Annotated in this window: 14 protein-coding genes; 7 read left to right on the forward strand and 7 right to left on the reverse strand. The window is 67.5% G+C overall.

Going from position 1 to position 16,542, the window contains the following annotated elements; all coding sequences use genetic code 11:
* The first annotated feature begins 37 nt into the window (after nt 1-37).
* From DZC73_RS15425 to DZC73_RS15450, 6 genes are all read left to right on the forward strand, one after another.
* Nucleotides 38-871 carry an AraC family transcriptional regulator gene (locus DZC73_RS15425; protein ID WP_124541253.1) on the forward strand — a complete coding sequence of 278 codons (834 nt, stop codon included), beginning with the start codon at nt 38-40 and terminating at the stop codon, nt 869-871.
* 156 nt (nt 872-1,027) lie between these two features.
* The gene (locus tag DZC73_RS15430) at nt 1,028-2,371 is read left to right on the forward strand and encodes a roadblock/LC7 domain-containing protein (protein WP_124541254.1); all 1,344 of its coding nucleotides are present in this window, start codon (nt 1,028-1,030) and stop codon (nt 2,369-2,371) included.
* A 76-nt stretch (nt 2,372-2,447) separates the two neighbouring features.
* On the forward strand, nt 2,448-3,554 hold the full coding sequence (nadA, locus tag DZC73_RS15435; RefSeq protein WP_124541255.1) for a quinolinate synthase NadA: 1,107 nt from the start codon (nt 2,448-2,450) through the stop codon (nt 3,552-3,554).
* Between the two features lie 4 nt (nt 3,555-3,558).
* Entirely contained in the window at nt 3,559-4,425 is an 867-nt protein-coding gene (gene nadC / locus DZC73_RS15440) for a carboxylating nicotinate-nucleotide diphosphorylase (protein WP_124541256.1), read from the forward strand.
* 104 nt (nt 4,426-4,529) lie between these two features.
* Entirely contained in the window at nt 4,530-4,817 is a 288-nt protein-coding gene (locus DZC73_RS15445; protein WP_124541257.1) for a late competence development ComFB family protein, read from the forward strand.
* A gap of 66 nt (nt 4,818-4,883) precedes the next feature.
* A complete protein-coding gene (locus DZC73_RS15450; RefSeq protein ID WP_124541258.1) occupies nt 4,884-5,168 on the forward strand; it encodes a hypothetical protein in 285 nt (94 codons plus the stop codon).
* A 16-nt stretch (nt 5,169-5,184) separates the two neighbouring features.
* On the opposite strand, the gene DZC73_RS15455 is transcribed toward DZC73_RS15450, so the two are convergent.
* Entirely contained in the window at nt 5,185-6,903 is a 1,719-nt protein-coding gene (locus DZC73_RS15455; RefSeq protein ID WP_161974605.1) for a phospholipase D-like domain-containing protein, read from the reverse strand.
* Between the two features lie 111 nt (nt 6,904-7,014).
* The gene (gene nadB / locus DZC73_RS15460) at nt 7,015-8,652 is read right to left on the reverse strand and encodes an L-aspartate oxidase (protein WP_124541260.1); all 1,638 of its coding nucleotides are present in this window, start codon (nt 8,650-8,652) and stop codon (nt 7,015-7,017) included.
* Between the two features lie 260 nt (nt 8,653-8,912).
* On the opposite strand from nadB, the gene DZC73_RS15465 reads away from it, so the two are divergent.
* The gene (locus tag DZC73_RS15465) at nt 8,913-10,205 is read left to right on the forward strand and encodes a hypothetical protein (RefSeq protein ID WP_124541261.1); all 1,293 of its coding nucleotides are present in this window, start codon (nt 8,913-8,915) and stop codon (nt 10,203-10,205) included.
* A gap of 1 nt (nt 10,206) precedes the next feature.
* On the opposite strand, the gene DZC73_RS15470 is transcribed toward DZC73_RS15465, so the two are convergent.
* The 5 genes from DZC73_RS15470 to moaE all read right to left on the reverse strand — a co-directional run bounded on the left by DZC73_RS15470 (nt 10,207) and on the right by moaE (nt 16,541).
* The gene (locus DZC73_RS15470) at nt 10,207-10,968 is read right to left on the reverse strand and encodes a response regulator (protein ID WP_124541262.1); all 762 of its coding nucleotides are present in this window, start codon (nt 10,966-10,968) and stop codon (nt 10,207-10,209) included.
* A 12-nt stretch (nt 10,969-10,980) separates the two neighbouring features.
* Nucleotides 10,981-12,831 (reverse strand): PAS domain S-box protein, encoded by a 1,851-nt coding sequence (locus DZC73_RS15475; protein WP_124541263.1) that lies wholly within the window; start codon nt 12,829-12,831, stop codon nt 10,981-10,983.
* A gap of 136 nt (nt 12,832-12,967) precedes the next feature.
* On the reverse strand, nt 12,968-15,556 hold the full coding sequence (gene clpB / locus DZC73_RS15480) for an ATP-dependent chaperone ClpB (protein ID WP_124541264.1): 2,589 nt from the start codon (nt 15,554-15,556) through the stop codon (nt 12,968-12,970).
* A gap of 113 nt (nt 15,557-15,669) precedes the next feature.
* Nucleotides 15,670-16,062: a CrcB family protein gene (locus DZC73_RS15485; protein ID WP_124541265.1), complete on the reverse strand. Its 393-nt coding sequence runs from the start codon at nt 16,060-16,062 to the stop codon at nt 15,670-15,672.
* A complete protein-coding gene (gene moaE / locus DZC73_RS15490) occupies nt 16,059-16,541 on the reverse strand; it encodes a molybdopterin synthase catalytic subunit MoaE (RefSeq protein ID WP_124541266.1) in 483 nt (160 codons plus the stop codon). The genes DZC73_RS15485 and moaE overlap by 4 nt, the downstream gene beginning before the upstream one ends.
* Nucleotide 16,542 lies beyond the last annotated feature (1 nt).

A 16,542-nucleotide genomic window follows, 5' to 3' on the forward strand; every position in this document is an offset into this window, starting at 1 on the left:
ACGATAGCTCGTCAAGTTCTGTCGAGATCCGGCCAACATGCCCGCCACCATCCCGCTCGGTCCCCTCACCCCCCATCTGTACGCGCCCAGCAAGGAGCGGCCGGTTCGCGCCAAGGTCCACCGCCTGCGCACCGACCAGCGGGTGGTGCCGCACGACCACCCCTGGGCCCAGGTCGCCGTCTCGGCCACCGGCGTGGTCCGGCTCACCGTGCAGCACGGCACCTACATCGCCCCACCCTCGCGCGCCGTGTGGATTCCAGCCGGCGTCCAGCACGCCGTCTCGGTGGTCGAAGACGCCGACTTGCGCACGCTGTACCTGTACCAGCCCGCCGGCCGGTGCGGGCCGGACGTGGCCCGGTCCGACGAAAACGCGTGGCGGCAGTGCCGGGTGCTGGAGGTGTCGGACCTTCTGCGGGCCCTGGTGCTGGAGATGGACACCACGCCGGACGATGGCCCGCAGCCCGCCCAGGGCATCGATCTCGTCCGCGAACGCCACCTGTCGGCCCTGGTGCTCGACGAACTGCGCCGTGCCAAGCCCGTGCGCCTGGGCGTGGCCCTGCCCGCCGACAAGCGCCTGCGCACCCTGTGCGAGGCCGTGCTCGACGACCCGGTGCGCCACGCCACGCTCGACGACTGGGCCCGCAATGCCGGCGCCAGTCCGCGCACCGTCGCCCGGCTCTTCCGCCAGGAGCTGGGCACGACCTTCGTCCAGTGGCGGCACCAAGTGCTGCTCGCCAAGGCCCTGGCCATGGCCGCGCGCAAGCTGCCCATGGGCACCATCGCCGCCGAGCTGGGCTATGCCAGTCCCAGCGCATTCACGGCGATGGTCCGCCGGTCCGTGGGCGCACCGCCCAGCGAGTTTTTCCAGTGAACCTGTCAGGGGTAACACCCCCTAACTGCATGGGTTGCAACCTCCGGTTGCAGCTGGAGCCGTGCCATCGCGACGGGCTTGCCATAGACTCGGTCAGGCCCGTGCGGGAGGTACTGGTCATGACACTGGTACGCACGAGACGCCACAGGAGAACTCATGCTGACATCGCTGTTCGGTGATCTCGGTCCACCGCGCGACCCTTCGAAGAAGACGCGCCAGGAACCGGAAGGGCCCGACCAGGGCTTTGCCGCCACCGCCATCCTGGAAAGCATGGCCACGGAGGTGAACGACCAGGGCAAGATGGTCGACCGGCACCAGCACGACCTCGTTGTCAGCGGCTCCCCGGCCCAGGCCATCCGCGACCATTTCGCCACCACGCGTGCCGACCTGGAGACGGCCAGCCGCCTCATCACCCTGCTCGACCCGGTGGGCATCTGGGCCTCGGCCGTCATCAAGGCCCTGTCCGACGCCGGCGGGCGGCCCATCGAACGGCTGCACCTGCGCGAGCAGACCACGCTGCGCACGCTGGCCACCATCGAGCGGACCACGCTCGTGCGCCGGCACGAGGAAACGCTCAAGATCTACCACGCCGACGTCCGCGCCCCGGGCCGCGAGAACGCCGAGATCCCCATCGCGCTGATGGAGCGCAGCCACATGACCACGGTGGTCGTGGGGCCCATGCAGCCGCATGCCATCGATGCGCTGCTCGCATCGCTGCTGGAAGCGGTGTCGCTGCCCACGTGGCGCTGCCCCAACCTGCTGTTCATGCTGCCGCCCAGCGCCGTCTGGATCGCCAACAAGATCAGCGCCGTGTCCTGGCCCACGCGGCTGCACGTGCACGTGCTCAACGAGCCCATGACCAGCGCGTCCTCGGTGTGGAACGCCATGCTGGGCATGTGGAACCACGTGAAGACCCAGCCCGCCTGGGAGCCGCCCAATGCCGCGCTGGGCGTGGCGGACTACCCGATCAAGGTCGCCGACCTCCAGGCCTCGGCACCGGTGCCGCTGTCCACGACCCCGTCGGTGACGCCCTCGGTCATGAGCGGCCCGCGCCCGGCCCAGGCCCTGCCGCCCGGCCTGCGCACGGTGCACCAGCCGCCCGCCATGCGGGTCAGCAGCCACCACGCGCTGGATCCGTCCAAGGCCCACAACGCGCTGAACGACATGCTCACCATCGACGGCCTGCTGGGCTGCGCGGTGGTCGACGGCACGACCGGCCTGGTGCTGGCCCGCGAAAGCCGCGAAGACCAGCCCGCCGACCTCGATCTGTCCGCCGCGGCGAGCGCCCAGGTGCTGCGCGCCCATCGGTTGGCAGCCCGCAACATGGGGCTGTCCGACCAGATCGACGAGGTGATGGTCAGCGCCGGCAACCGGCAGCAGGTGCTGCGCACCGTCAGTCGTCACCCGGACCTGTTCCTGCTGGCCTTGCTGGACAAGCAGCGCGCCAACCTGGCCCTGGCCCGGTACAAGCTGATGGAAGTGGAAAAAGGCCTGGTCTGACCCAGCCTGCAGACGGGGCCACTCGCACGTGGCCCCGCTCCAATCACCACATTTCGGGCTCGGCTACCATGCCACCATGAGCCAAGTGCTGTTCGACTACACCAAGCAGGACGCTTCCGGCGCCAGCTGCACCGCCCATGCGTGGGCCAAGGTCCCGGAGCCCCTTTCCCCTTCCCAGCGCGCCGACTGGAAAGCCCGCGCCGCGGCGCTGCTCAAGAAGCACAACGCCGTGCTCGTCGCCCACTACTACGTGGACGGCGACCTGCAGGACCTCGCGCTGGAAACCGGCGGCTGCGTGGCCGATTCGCTGGAGATGGCCCGCTTCGGCCGCGACCACGCGAGCCAGACGCTGGTGGTGGCCGGCGTGCGATTCATGGGCGAATCCGCCAAGATCCTCAGCCCCGAGAAGCGCGTGCTGATGCCCGACCTGGACGCCACCTGCTCGCTGGACCTGGGCTGCCCGCCGGACGATTTCGCGCGCTTTTGCGATGCGCACCCGGACCGCACCGTCGTCGTCTACGCCAACACCAGCGCCGCCGTGAAGGCCCGCGCCGACTGGATGGTGACCAGCTCCTGTGCGCTGGCCATCGTGAACCACCTGAAGGAACAGGGCCAGAAGGTGCTGTGGGCACCCGACCGCCACCTGGGCCGCTACATCCAGGAGCAGACCGGCGCAGACATGCTGATGTGGAATGGCGCGTGCATCGTGCACGACGAGTTCCGCGGCCTGGAATTGGACCTGCTGCGCAAGGAGCACCCAGGCGCCAAGGTGCTGGTGCACCCCGAGTCGCCGCGCAGCGTGGTCGAGCAGGCCGATGTGGTGGGCTCCACCTCGCAACTGCTGAATGCAGTGCTCAAGATGGACGCGCAAAGCTTCATCGTCGCCACCGACAACGGCATCCTGCACCGCATGCGGCAACTGGCGCCGGGCAAGACGCTGATCGAGGCACCCACCGCCGGCAACAGCGCCACCTGCAAGAGCTGCGCGCACTGCCCCTGGATGGCGATGAACGCGCTGCAGGGCGTGGTGGCCTGCCTGGAGCAGGGCACGGGCGAGATCCTCGTGGACGAGCCCATCCGCAGCCAGGCGCTGGGCTGCATCGACCGCATGCTGGACTTCGTTGCACGCAACCCCAACGCCACGGCCAAGCCGGGCTTCGTGAAGAACATCGGCGCGGCCTGAATTCATGTTTGACCACAACGAATCGCTGGAACAGGCCCGCGAGCGGAACATCCGCGACGCGCTTTTCGAGGACATCGGCCAGCGCGACTGGACGGCCGAGCTGGTGCCCGCCGGGCAGCGCGTGAAGGCACGCGTGCTGGTGCGCGAGGACGCCGTGCTGTGCGGCCGCGACTGGTTCGACGGCTGCGTGAAGGCACTGGATGCCGGTGCCAGCGTGCAGTGGCAGTACGACGAAGGCGCGCGCATGGCCAAGGACACGCCGGTGTGCTTCATCGAGAGCAGCGCCCGCGCCCTGCTGTCGGCGGAGCGGCCGGCGCTGAACTTCCTGCAGATGCTGTCGGCCACCGCCACCCTCACCCGCCGCCATGTGGGCGCCATCGAAGGCGCCTCGCCCAACCCGCGCGGCTGCGCCATCCTGGACACCCGCAAGACCATGCCCGGCCTGCGCCAGGCGCAGAAGTACGCGGTGCGCGTGGGCGGCGGCCAGAACCAGCGCCTGGCGCTGTGGCACGGCATCCTCATCAAGGAAAACCACATCGCGGCGGCCGGCGGCATCGCGGCCGTGCTGCACAACGCGCAGGCGCTGAACGCAGGCGTGGACATCCAGATCGAGGTCGAGAACCTCGACCAGCTGCGCCAGGCGCTGGCCTGCGGCGCGAAGAACATCATGCTGGACAACTTCAGCCTGCCGCTGATGTGCGAGGCCGTGGCCGTCAATGCAGGGCGTGCGCTGCTGGAGGTGTCGGGCAGCGTGCAGCTCGACGAGGTGCGCGACATTGCCGCGACGGGCGTGGACCGCATCAGCATCGGCCGGCTGACCAAGGACGTGAAAGCGGTCGACTACTCGATGCGGGTGCTCGAACGGCTGTGATGGCCGCGTGAAAAGGTGGGCATCTGGGCCCCTGTTCCCTTTGCCAAGGCCGGCACCCGGGATCACACTAACGACAGTGTCGTCCAGCGAGACAGGGGCTGCCCATGACAGGTGATTTCTCCTCCATCTACAACCATCACGAGCGGGCCGTGACCACGGCCGTGCGCAACCTGGCGCCGCGCTACCCGCAACTGGTCAGCGAAGACATGCTGGCCGACATCGCCTGCGTGGCCTTGAACCGCCTGCCGCCGCGATACATCCGCCACGAGGTGGACTTCGCCTTCTACCTGACGGACAGGGAACGCATCGAGAACGAACGCGCCATCGGCGAGGCCGTGGCCTTCGCCTTCGAGTTCGTCCAGGCCCGCTCGGCGATGAAAGCGCGCGGCTGAGCGTAAGGTCCGGGCCCCGTCCCCGACAGATGCAGGTCAACCACCTCATCTGAAAGGGACACCGCCATGACCACCCGCTTCCTGCTGCGCACCGGCCTGCTCGCCGCCACCCTGGCCCTCGCCACCACGGCCGCCATGGCCGAGGGCGACATCTATTCCCGCCTGGCCGAGATGCGCGCCAAGATGATGAAGTCGGAACCGCAAGCCATGGTCACCAAGCGCGAGTACATGGAATACGTCAGCCAGGCCTGGGACCTCAAGGCGCACGAGATGAAGGCCAAGGACGGCAAGCTGACGCAGGCCCAGCTGAAGGAGCTGGAAGCTGCCCTCAGCCGGATGGTGACCAACTGAGGCCTCAGCCGCAGCCTCAGCTCAGCGTGCCGGCGAACAGGCGCCGGTCGCGCTCCTCCTTGCTGTCCTTCACGTAGTACTTCGCCGACCACGCGTCCGTCTCCGACAAGGCCATCGGCTTGCCCGACTTGATCTTGCCGGCCTGCTTCGCGCGGAAGTGGTAGTGCTCGAACATGCGCATGAACTCGCAGGCGTAGATGTCGGCGATGGCCGTGCTGCCGCGGATGATGAGCGTGTTCGAGTCGTTCACCACCGTCGAGTTGTTGGAGAAGTTGGCCGAGCCCGTCACGATGATCGGATCGGACCCGAAAGGGTCGATCGCGAAGATCTTCGAGTGGATGTGGATGCCCGCGTGGTGGAAGCTCTCATTGCCTTCCAGCAGCTTCTTCTGGAAGTCGTGCAGCGGCGATGACAGTGTGGTGGCCACCGCGATCGAGTTGCTCGGGTCGCCCTCGATCACGTTGACCTCTTCGGGCCCACCCAGGCTACCGACCTTGTCCAGCAGCATGAAGCGCACGGCCTGTTCATTCTTCTTGGACAGCACCTTGAGGATGACCGGCGACAGCGCGAACGGCGCCGACACCAGCAGCGACTTCGCTCCTTCGCACAGGCTCGCGTACAGGTGCAGCATGGTGTCGTCGGACTGCGGCGAGAGGATGGGAATCACCTGATGCCCCGCGGGCAAGGTCAGCGACACCGGCGTGAGCGTGGCCAGCGCCTGCTTCATCGTCGATGAATCCGCATCGTCCAGCAGCAGCTTGAAGCAGCTCTCGTAGATGGCTGCCACCTTCTCGTCGAACACCGCGTGGCCCACGTTGAGCTGGCCGTACAGCGCGCCGTCGGTCCAGTTGGTGGAACCCGTCCACACCGACTTGGGCACGAGCTTGCCGTTCTCGTTCTTCAGCAGCACGAGGAACTTGTCATGCATGATGGCCGACTGCGGATCGGCCTTGCGAGGCTTGGCGACGGTGCCCAGCTCGGCGCGCTTCACCGCGTCGTCGTTCTTCTTCGCCGTCGTGTCCTTCGCGTCCTTGTGGCGGTGGTGGTAGACGATCTTCACGTCCACGCCGCGCCCGATCGCCTCCTGCAGCCCCTGCAGCAGCTCGACCTGCTGGAACTCGTAGATCGCGCCGTGAAGGGCCCAGGTGTTGTCCTCGGCCTTCTTCATGTAGGCCAGCAGCGCTTCCTTCAGCCCGTTGGACAGCCAATCGCGTGCCTTCTTCGCCTTGGGCGTGTTGGCGGCGAGATCGGCCACGTCGCCGAACTTCGTGTTGAAGGCGCTGCTCGCGGCCGCGGCGCGGTTGAAATGGACGAAGGTCTCGTCGTGCGTCGGGTCCTCGGTGGTCACGTCCAGCGTGATGCCGTCGCCCTGCGGCGCTTCGGTCGGGCTCAGCGCGGGCATCATCTGGCCCGGTGCACCGTAGCGCGGCACGACGGTGAACCTGTAGCGATGCGCCGGCATGAGCGTGTAGTCACCCCAGCGGAATTTCTGCAGTGGCGCGGTGAGCGTGGTGCCGCCGCCCTGCAGGTCGCTCGGGAAGCGCAGCATGTTGGGCAGCCAGCGGAATTCGCCCGCCACCGGCGCGGACGATGCCGGCCCCATGTCCATCCGCCCGATCGAAAAGCCCAGGCAGCCCGGCCGCTTGTCGTCTTGCAGGTCCATCGCGATGATGGCGTTGCGCGTGCCCGCGATGACGCGGACGGTGAGCCCCTGCCTGGTCACGCTGGCTTTCATCGCAGATCCCCTCGTCGGCATCACCTGGGCCGGATGAGCGCAATGGTGGACCTGCAATGCCCCTGCTGGCATCCCTAACTTGGCTGATCCTCTCGGGGGTTGCCCAGCCGCTCACCCACTCAGGCCAAAGGCCTTGGGCTTCTTGCCCGCACGGTGCGCCCGCAGCAAGACGGTCGGGAAGCTCACCGGCAGCGTGGTCGGGAAGTCGCGGCTGAAGTGAAGGCCGCGGCTTTCATGGCGCATCAGCGCCGAGCGCACGATGAGTTCGGCGCAGTCCACCAGGTTGCGCAGCTCCAGCAGGTCGCGGTTCACGCGGAAGTTGGCGTAGTAGTCGTCGATCTCGCTCTTGAGCAGCTTGATGCGGTGCAGCGCCCGCTCCAGCCGCTTGGTGGTGCGCACGATGCCCACGTAGTTCCACATCAGCAGGCGCAGCTCGTCCCAGTTGTGGGCGATGACCACCTGCTCGTCGGCGTTCTCCACCTGGCTTTCGTCCCAGGCGGGCAGCGAGGGCATCTCTGCCTCGGGCCGCGAGAGGATGTGGGCCGCGCAGGTACGGCCCAACACCACGCACTCCAGCAGCGAGTTGCTCGCCAGGCGGTTGGCGCCGTGCAGGCCGGTGTAGGTCGTCTCGCCCACCGCGTACAGGCCCGGCAGGTCGCTGCGGCCCTGCAAGTCGGTGACGATGCCGCCGCAGGTGTAGTGCGCGGCCGGCACCACCGGAATCGGCTGGCGGGAGATGTCGATGCCCAGCTTCATGCACCGGGCGTGGATGGTCGGGAAGTGCTCCTTCAGGAACGCTTCGCCCAGGTGGGTCGCGTCCAGCAGCACGTAGTCCAGGCCATGGCGCTTCATCTCGAAGTCGATGGCGCGCGCCACGATGTCGCGCGGCGCCAGTTCCAGCCGCTCGTCGTGCGCGGCCATGAAGCGCGTGCCGTCGGGCAGCTTGAGCAAGGCCCCCTCTCCCCGCAACGCCTCGGTGATGAGGAAGCTGCGCTCCTGCGGGTGGTACAGGCAGGTGGGATGGAACTGGATGAACTCCATGTTCCCGATGCGGCAGCCCGCCCGCCAGGCCATCGCAATGCCGTCGCCGGTGGCGGTGTCAGGGTTGCTGGTGTAGCGGTAGACCTTGCCGACGCCGCCGGTGGCCATCACCACGGCGGAGGCAGGCAGGGTTTCCACCCGCTGGTGGTCGATGTCCAGCGCATAGATGCCGTAGCAGCGTGGCGTCTCCTCGCGCTTGAGGTGGCGCGAGGTGATGAGGTCCAGCGCCATCCAGCGCTCGCGCAGCTGGATGTTGGGGTGCTTCTTCACGCGCTCGAGCAGGGCGTCGTGGATGGCCTTGCCGGTGGCATCCGCCGCGTGCGCAATGCGCCGCACCGCATGGCCGCCTTCGCGGGTGAGGTGCAGGCCCAGGGGACCGTCAGGGTCGGGCGAGAACGGCACGCCACTCTTGACCAGCCACTCCACCGCCTCGGCGCTGTGCTCGGCGATGAAGCGCGCCGTCTGCTCGTCCACCAGGCCGGCGCCCGCATCCTGCGTGTCGCGCACGTGCGACTCGATGCTGTCGTCGCTGCCCAGCACGCCCACGATGCCGCCCTGCGCCCAGGCGGTCGCGCCCTCGTCCAGGTTGCGCTTGGCGAGCACCACGACGGGGCATTTCTCGGCTGTGTGCAGCGCCACCGTGAGGCCGGCCAGGCCGGCGCCCACGATCACCACCGGCGAGGTACAGGGTTCTTCTGGAGTGGTCATGGGCGCAGCGTGCCGTGTTCGCAGGCCGCAACGGGCCGGCGTCGGCATGACGGAAAGGTGACGATCGGGGAATTCTAGGGTCTGCCCGCACTGCCACAGGCCGGCAGGGTCGCAGGCACGGGACCTGCCTGCATCCCATCATCGTGGGATGGTCCACCCTGAAGAGTCATGAAATCATCGTTTACATCGGCCCTCGGGAGGGGCCTGCTCACCTAAACTGCCCTTGAACCGTGGACCGTTCTCGGGCCGGGAAGCGAACCATGAACTTTTCCAATTCGGGTGGCTGGGTCTCCACGCCACCTCCGCAAGACCAGGTCGATGATCCTGAGGCTTGGCAGTCGACCCGCGCCCAGACGCAGGTCGCCCGCGACGAGCAGGCCTACCTCGATTCCGGGCCGGACGACATCGGCCGCCTAGTGGCCGACAACCTGCGCGAGCTCTTCGTCACCTGCGATGCGGGCCCGGCGCTGCAGCAGCAGTTCGAATTCCACTGCCCGGAGTTCATCGCCATCCACGATGTGGCCACGCATTCATCGCGCAAGCTGCTGGCGGGCATCGCTTCGGCCAGCAAGAGCGCGGTGAAGCGGCTGGTGATCCGCCGGCAGGGCTACGGCAACACGCTGGCCACGCTGGAGTTCGTGGAGCTGCCCACGGCCGACGGCAAGCCGCTGCGCATCTATTCCACCGAGGCCGACGCCGACACCACCACCCGCCATGCCCTGGCCCGCACGCTGCTGGGCTTCAGCACGCTGGGCGTGGTGCTGGTGGGCGACCTGCCCGGCCATTCGATGGCGGGTGTGTTCAAGCCCCTGCACGACGACATGATCACCGGCCCATGGCCGAACCGGAACATGCTGCTGCTGCCGCTGTCCACCGCGAATGCGCTGGTGACCCAGGGCATGGAACTGGGCCGAGGCACCGGCGTGAACGTGCGCACCACGCCGCAGGTGTCGCGGCCGGCGGATGCCTGGAACTTCATCAGCAGCACCTGGGGCAAGCTGAAGCAGGAATTGCGGGGCCTCGGCCAGCCGGCGGGCGCGCCTGCGTCCATGGCGCCGCCCTACCAGCCGCGCCTGGAACCGCAACGCGCCGCGCCGCAGGATTACTCGTCACGCAGCACGCCATTGCCGCTGCGGCCGATGCCCGCCGTGCCGACACAAAGCGCTCGCGATGCCGCCGCCCGCGACCCGCTCACCCGCTACGTGCAGCAGCTCAGCGAGTTGACCGGCATGGTCAGCGTGTGCATTTTCGAAGTGGCTACCGGACGCGACCTCATGCACGCCGGCGCCAGCCCCGGGCCGGAAGACCTCGCCACGCACGGCTCCGATTTGCTGTCGGCCATGCTCACCACCAGCCGCACGCTCGGACTGGGGCATGCGCTGCCCGAGGCGGCCATCACGCTGGGTGCGCATCACCTGGTGCTGCGTGCGGTGCCCAAGCACCCCGGCCTGGCCATGCATGCAGTGCTCGACAAGACGCACGCCAACCTCACGCTGGCACGCCTGCAGATCATGCGCATGGATGCCGTGTTCGACGAGCCCGCACCGACCTGACTCACCCGTCCGGTGCCTGCCGCAAAGCCTCTTCAAGCGCGGCGAGCAACTGCCGCGCCTCCACCGGCTTGACAAGGTAGGCTGCGCAGCCGGCCGCCAGCATGTCCTCGCGCTGGAAGCGATCCGGGTAGGCCGTGACTGCCACCACCGGAAGCATCGCCGTCGCGGGGTCCTGCTTGACGAGCTTGACGAAGCTCAGTCCATCCATGCCCGGCAGGTTCAGGTCCAGCAGCACGACATCGGGATGCTGCCGTGACAGGCTCTCCAGCGCCTGCTCGGCCGTCGTGTTGCTGAGCACGAGGTGCCCGCTCAGCCGCACCCGTTCACCGGCGAGCTTCATGTCGATGCGGTGGTCTTCCACGATCATCACCTTGAGCTGCGCCTTGCGCCGCTCGGCCTCATCGAGGTAGGCCTGGACCTGTGATGCCAGCTGCCGCGTGTCGATGGGCTTGGCGATGTAGCCGTTGCAGCCGGCATCCAGCGCCTTGCGCTCGTCGCCCTTCATGGTGAAGGCGGTCATGGCGATGATGGGCAGCTCGGCATAGCGCGGGTCCGCCTTGAGCAGCCGGGTCAGCGCCAGGCCGTCCATGCCCGGCAGGCCGATGTCCATGAGGATGATGTCGGGTGCACCGAGAGGCAGGACGCGAAGCACCTCCTCCGCATCCTCGCAGGACTGGACGACGTAGCCCTCCATCGTCAAGAGGCTGCAGGCCAGCTTGCGGTTGATGAGGTTGTCGTCGACGACGAGGACGCGTGCAGCCATGGACCTCCCTGCTCAGTGCGCCACCGGTTGCGCGATGGTGGTCGGCAACTCGACATGGAAGGTGCTGCCCACGCCTTCCTCGCTGTGCACCTCGATGCGCCCGCCATGCAGCTCGACGAGGCGCCGCGTGAGCGTGAGCCCGAGGCCTGTGCCTTCATAGCGGCGCGTGAGGCCCCCGTCGAGCTGGCGGAAGGCCTCGAACAGGCGGCCCATGTCCGTCTGCGCGATGCCGATGCCGGTGTCCTTGACCGACATGCGCCAGCGATCGTCACCGCAACGCTCGGCCGTCACCGATACCTCGCCGCCCGCGTCGGTGAACTTGACGGCGTTGGACAGCAGGTTGAAGAGGATCTGGCGGAACTTCTGCAGGTCCAGCGTCACCTTGTCCAGCCCGTCGATGACCGGGCTGCGCAAGGTGATCTGCTTCTTGCGCGCAATGGGCGCCACCACGTTGCACACCGACACCACCGCCTGCTGCAGGGCGAATTCCTCGGGGTAGACCTCCATTCGGCCAGCCTCCACCTTGGACAGGTCGAGCACGTCGTTGATGAGCTGCAGCAGGTGCTGGCCGCATTCATGGATGTCGCCCAGGTACTCCAGCTGCGTGTCGTTCAGCGTGCCGGGCCGCTGGTCGATGAGCAGTTCGGTGAACCCGAGGATGCCGTTCAGGGGCGTGCGCAATTCGTGCGACATGTTGGCGAGGAACTCGCTCTTGAGGCGGTTCGCCTCCTGCAGCAGTTGCTCGCTGCGGCGACGTTCGGTGGCATCGCGGATGGTGCTGGCGATCAGCAGCCCATCCTCGGTCTGGATCGGGCTCAGGCTGATCTCCACCGGGAACTCGCTGCCGTCCTTGCGCAGCCCGTAGAGCTCCAGCCCCGCGCCCATCTGGCGGACCTTGGGGCTGGCGAAGAAGCCGGCGCGCCGGCCGGGGTGTGCATCACGGAAGCGCTGCGGCACCAGCACCTCCACCGCCTGGCCCAGCAGCTCTTCGCGCTTCCAGCCGAAGAGCCGCAGGGTCTGCGAGTTGACGAGAACGATGCGCCCGGATTCCTCCACGATGACCATCGCATCCGGTGCGGATTCGAGCAGGTCGCGGAACTGCCGGTCGGCCTTGCGGCGCGCCTCGATGCGATCGGTGGTGTCGCGCACCGCGCACATCACCATGGTGCCTTCTTCGGTCTGCAGCGGGCTCAGGCTGATCTCGACCGGAAACTCCTCGCCGCTCTTGCGCTGGCCGAACAACTCCAGCCCGGCACCCATGGACCGCGTGCGCGGCTTGCCGAAGAAGCCGGCGCGCCGGCCGATGTGGCTTTGCCGATAGCGCTTGGGCAGCAGCATTTCCACCGGCTGGCCCAGCATGTCGGCCCGCGCATGGCCGAACACCTCCTGGGCCTGCGCATTCGCCAGCACGATGCGTCCGGTGACGTTGACGATGAGCATCGCGTCGGGCGTGGTCTCCAGCAGGTCGCGGAACTTGGCCTCGACCAGCCGCGTGTCGCGCAGCGTCTTCAGCGGCGTTACGTCCTTCTGGGTGATGACGAAGAACTCCAGCAGCCCATCCGACGAATTCACGGCCTTGGCGGAGCCGCTCACATGCAGGGCCGATCCGTCCTTGCGATGCCGCACCGATTCGTCGATGGTGACGCCCCGCAAGCGGGCATCGCTCAACATCTGGTCGAAGGATGCGCGCTGCTCGTCGGCCACCACCAGGTCCGCCATGGAGCGCCCCGTGGCCTCCAGGGAGGCATAGCCGAAGATCGCCTCGGCCGCACTGCTCCAGTGCAAGACACACCCCACGGGGTCCAGGATGACGACAGCGTCAGGATTGTGGTCCCTGACGGCCGCATCGAAGCTCGAAGCCATTGCGTTTCTCCCTGGAAAACGCCTGCGGCTCGTGATGGCCGCCTGAAGCGGCGAGCCTACTCTCATGCATGAGAAAAGACAAAGGCCGCGGCGCTCTCGCGGCCGCGGCCTTTGCCATGGTGCGGTCAGTCGACCGTCAGTGCACCGTGCGCGCGAACACCAGTTCGCCGCCTTCGACCCCCACCGGGATCACATCCTTCGGCCCGAACTTGCCTTCGAGGATCAGCTTGGACACCGGGTTCTCGATGCGCTGCTGGATGGCACGCTTCAGGGGCCGTGCGCCGAAGACCGGATCGAAGCCCGCCTTCGCCAACTCGGCCAGCGCCTGCGGCGACACGTCCAGCTTCATCTCCATCTTCTCCAGCCGCGACTCCAGCACCTTGAGCTGGATCTTCGCGATGGCCTCGATGTTCTTCTCATCCAGCGCGTGGAACACCACCGTCTCGTCGATGCGGTTCAGGAACTCCGGACGGAAGTGCTGCTTGACCTCCACCCACACTGCATCGCGGATGGCTTCGCTGTCCTGCCCCGCCATCTGCATGATCTGGTGCGAACCGAGGTTGGAAGTCATCACGATGACCGTGTTCTTGAAGTCCACCGTGCGGCCCTGGCCATCGGTCAGTCGGCCATCGTCCAGCACCTGCAGCAGCACGTTGAAGACGTCGGGGTGGGCCTTCTCCACCTCGTCGAGCAGCAGCACGCTGTAGGGCTTGCGGCGCACGGCCTCGGTCAGGTAGCCGCCTTCGTCATAGCCCACGTAGCCCGGCGGCGCGCCGATGAGCCGGCTCACGGAGTGCTTCTCCATGTACTCGCTCATGTCGATGCGGATGAGGTGCTCCTCGCTGTCGAAGAGGAAAGCCGCCAGCGCCTTGCACAGCTCGGTCTTGCCCACGCCCGTGGGGCCGAGGAACAGGAAGGAGCCGGTGGGCCGGTTCGGGTCCGACAGGCCCGAGCGCGAGCGGCGGATGGCGTTGGCCACCGCGGTGATGGCTTCGTCCTGACCCACCACGCGCTCGTGCAGCTTGCCTTCCATATGCAGCAGCTTCTCGCGCTCGCCCTGCATCAGCTTGGACACGGGAATGCCGGTGGCACGCGCCACCACTTCGGCGATCTCTTCCGAACCCACCAGCGTGCGCAACAGCTGCGGACGGCCCGGGTCGGAGCCCTTCTTCGACTCCTTGGCCTGCGCTTCCTTGAGCGTGCGCTCCAGCTCCGGCAGCTTGCCGTACTGCAGCTCGGCGACCTTGTTGAAATCGCCCTTGCGCTTGAGGTCCTCGATCTGGATGCGGATGCGCTCGATCTCTTCCTTCACATGCGCCGAGCCCTGCGCGGCCGCCTTCTCGGCCTTCCACAGGTCTTCCAGGTCCGCGATCTCGCGCGTCAGCCGCTCGATCTCGCCCTCGATGAGGCCCAGGCGTTTCTTGGACGCTTCGTCCTTCTCGCGCTTCACGGCCTCGCGCTCGATCTTCAGCTGGATCAGCCGGCGATCGAGCTTGTCGATGGCTTCGGGCTTGGAGTCGATTTCGATCTTGATCTTGGCCGCCGCCTCGTCGATGAGGTCGATGGCCTTGTCGGGCAGGAAGCGGTCGGTGATGTAGCGGTGGCTGAGCTCCGCCGCGGCCACGATGGCCGGGTCGGTGATCTCCACGCCGTGGTGCACCTCGTACTTCTCCTGCAGGCCGCGCAGGATGGCAATCGTCGCCTCCACGCTGGGCTCGCCCACAAGGATCTTCTGGAAGCGCCGCTCCAGCGCCGCATCCTTCTCGAGGTACTTGCGGTATTCATCCAGCGTGGTCGCGCCGATGCAGTGCAACTCGCCGCGTGCCAGCGCCGGCTTGAGCATGTTGCCCGCGTCGATGGCGCCCTCGGCCTTGCCCGCGCCCACCATGGTGTGGATCTCATCGATGAAGACGATGGTCTGGCCTTCGTCCTGCGCCACTTCCTTGAGCACGGACTTCAGCCGTTCCTCGAACTCGCCGCGGAACTTGGCGCCAGCCAGCAGCAAGGCCATGTCCAGCACCAGCACGCGCTTGTTCTTGAGCGAATCGGGCACCTCGCCCGCGACGATGCGCTGGGCCAGGCCTTCGACAATGGCCGTCTTGCCCACGCCCGGTTCGCCGATGAGCACGGGGTTGTTCTTGGTGCGCCGCTGCAGCACCTGGATGGCGCGGCGGATCTCGTCGTCGCGGCCAATCACCGGGTCCAGCTTGCCCTGGCGGGCGCGCTCGGTGAGGTCCAGGGTGTACTTCTTCAGGGCCTCGCGCTGGCCCTCGGCCTCGGCGCTGTCGACCTTCTGGCCGCCGCGCACGGCGTCGATCGCCGTCTCCAGCGACTTGCGGGTGAGGCCGTGTTCCTTCAGCAGCGGGCCCAGCGCCTTGCTGTCGGCCGCAGCCAGCAGGAACAGTTCGCTGGCGATGAACTGGTCGCCGCGCTTGGAAGCCTCCTTCTCGGTGGCCTGCAGCAAGGCGCCCAGGTCGCGGCCGGGCTGCACCTGCTCGCCGCCTTGCACCTGCGGCAGCTTCTCGATCTCGCGCTCCGTGGCCGCCTGCAGCTTGCCGACGTGGACGCTCGCGCGCTCCAGCAAGGCCTTGGGGCCATCGGTCTGCGCCAGCATGGCCGCCAGCACGTGCACGGGCTCGATGTAGGGGTTGTCACGAGTGACGGCCAGGCTCTGGGCATCGGCCAGCGCTTCCTGGAACTTGGTGGTGAGTTTGTCGAGTCGCATGGAAATCCTCTCGTTGCCACCGATTTAAGGCGAATCCTCGCGAATTCAAGCCGACGACACTTGACCAGGAGCAAACCGCATGCGCGAAGTTGGCACAGCTTGCGCCATGGCCACTACGACGGCAGCAGGGCTTTCACCACGTTGTAGCCCACGGCGGCGCAGGCCAGCGAACCGAGCACATGCGCGGCCGTGTGGCCCAGCGCCAGGGCCCAATGCCCACGCTGCAGGAGGATGAGCGACTCGCCGGAGTACGAAGAGAAGGTCGTGAGGCCGCCCAGCAGGCCGGTCACCAGCAGCAGCCTCAGCAGCTCGTTGGGCGTGCGCTCGAACCACATCAGCAGGCCGCCGATCATGAGGCCGCCGGCGCAGTTCACGAGCAGCGTGCCCAGCGGGAAACCGGCCCACTTGCTGTTGAGCCACAGACCCGCGAGCCAGCGCAGCCAGGCGCCGGTGGTGGCACCGACCGCGACCGCGGCCACCTGCGCGAACGAGGGCGAGGCGATCATGCGGCCGCGTTCGCGCTGGCCAGGCCCCAGCGCTTCATCGCGTCGTCGTCGCTCACGCGGGCATCGACCCAGCGTGCGCCTTCGGGCGTGTGTTCCTTCTTCCAGAACGGCGCCTGGGTCTTGAGGTAGTCCATGAGGAATTCGCAGGCCTGGAAGGCGTCCGCACGGTGGGAGGAAGTGACGGCCACGAGCACGATCTGGTCTTGCGGCCTGAGCGGGCCCACGCGATGGATGACGCGAACGGCATGAATGTCGAAACGGAACAGCGCCTCGTCGATCATGGCCTCGATGGCCTTCTCGGTCATGCCCGGGTAGTGCTCCAGCTCCATGGCGGTGACGCCCAGGCCTTCGTTGTGGTCTCGCACGGTGCCAACGAAGGTGGCGATGGCGCCCACGGCAGGGTCCTGGGCACGCAGGGCCGCCACCTCGCGGGAGAGGTCGAAGTCCTCGGTCTGGATGCTGACGCGGGCGCGGTCCATG

It is taken from the genome of Rhizobacter terrae (genome assembly GCF_003852895.1).
GTDB classification, from domain to species: Bacteria; Pseudomonadota; Gammaproteobacteria; order Burkholderiales; family Burkholderiaceae_C; genus Albitalea; species Albitalea terrae.

Coding starts and splice junctions, on each gene's coding strand:
- DZC73_RS15425 (WP_124541253.1), top strand. CDS start 38: ATGCCCGCCACCATCCCGCTCGGTCCCCTCACCCCCCATCTGTACGCG.
- DZC73_RS15430 (WP_124541254.1), top strand. CDS start 1,028: ATGCTGACATCGCTGTTCGGTGATCTCGGTCCACCGCGCGACCCTTCG.
- nadA (WP_124541255.1), top strand. CDS start 2,448: ATGAGCCAAGTGCTGTTCGACTACACCAAGCAGGACGCTTCCGGCGCC.
- nadC (WP_124541256.1), top strand. CDS start 3,559: ATGTTTGACCACAACGAATCGCTGGAACAGGCCCGCGAGCGGAACATC.
- DZC73_RS15445 (WP_124541257.1), top strand. CDS start 4,530: ATGACAGGTGATTTCTCCTCCATCTACAACCATCACGAGCGGGCCGTG.
- DZC73_RS15450 (WP_124541258.1), top strand. CDS start 4,884: ATGACCACCCGCTTCCTGCTGCGCACCGGCCTGCTCGCCGCCACCCTG.
- DZC73_RS15455 (WP_161974605.1), bottom strand. CDS start 6,903: ATGAAAGCCAGCGTGACCAGGCAGGGGCTCACCGTCCGCGTCATCGCG.
- nadB (WP_124541260.1), bottom strand. CDS start 8,652: ATGACCACTCCAGAAGAACCCTGTACCTCGCCGGTGGTGATCGTGGGC.
- DZC73_RS15465 (WP_124541261.1), top strand. CDS start 8,913: ATGAACTTTTCCAATTCGGGTGGCTGGGTCTCCACGCCACCTCCGCAA.
- DZC73_RS15470 (WP_124541262.1), bottom strand. CDS start 10,968: ATGGCTGCACGCGTCCTCGTCGTCGACGACAACCTCATCAACCGCAAG.
- DZC73_RS15475 (WP_124541263.1), bottom strand. CDS start 12,831: ATGGCTTCGAGCTTCGATGCGGCCGTCAGGGACCACAATCCTGACGCT.
- clpB (WP_124541264.1), bottom strand. CDS start 15,556: ATGCGACTCGACAAACTCACCACCAAGTTCCAGGAAGCGCTGGCCGAT.
- DZC73_RS15485 (WP_124541265.1), bottom strand. CDS start 16,062: ATGATCGCCTCGCCCTCGTTCGCGCAGGTGGCCGCGGTCGCGGTCGGT.
- moaE (WP_124541266.1), bottom strand. CDS start 16,541: ATGGACCGCGCCCGCGTCAGCATCCAGACCGAGGACTTCGACCTCTCC.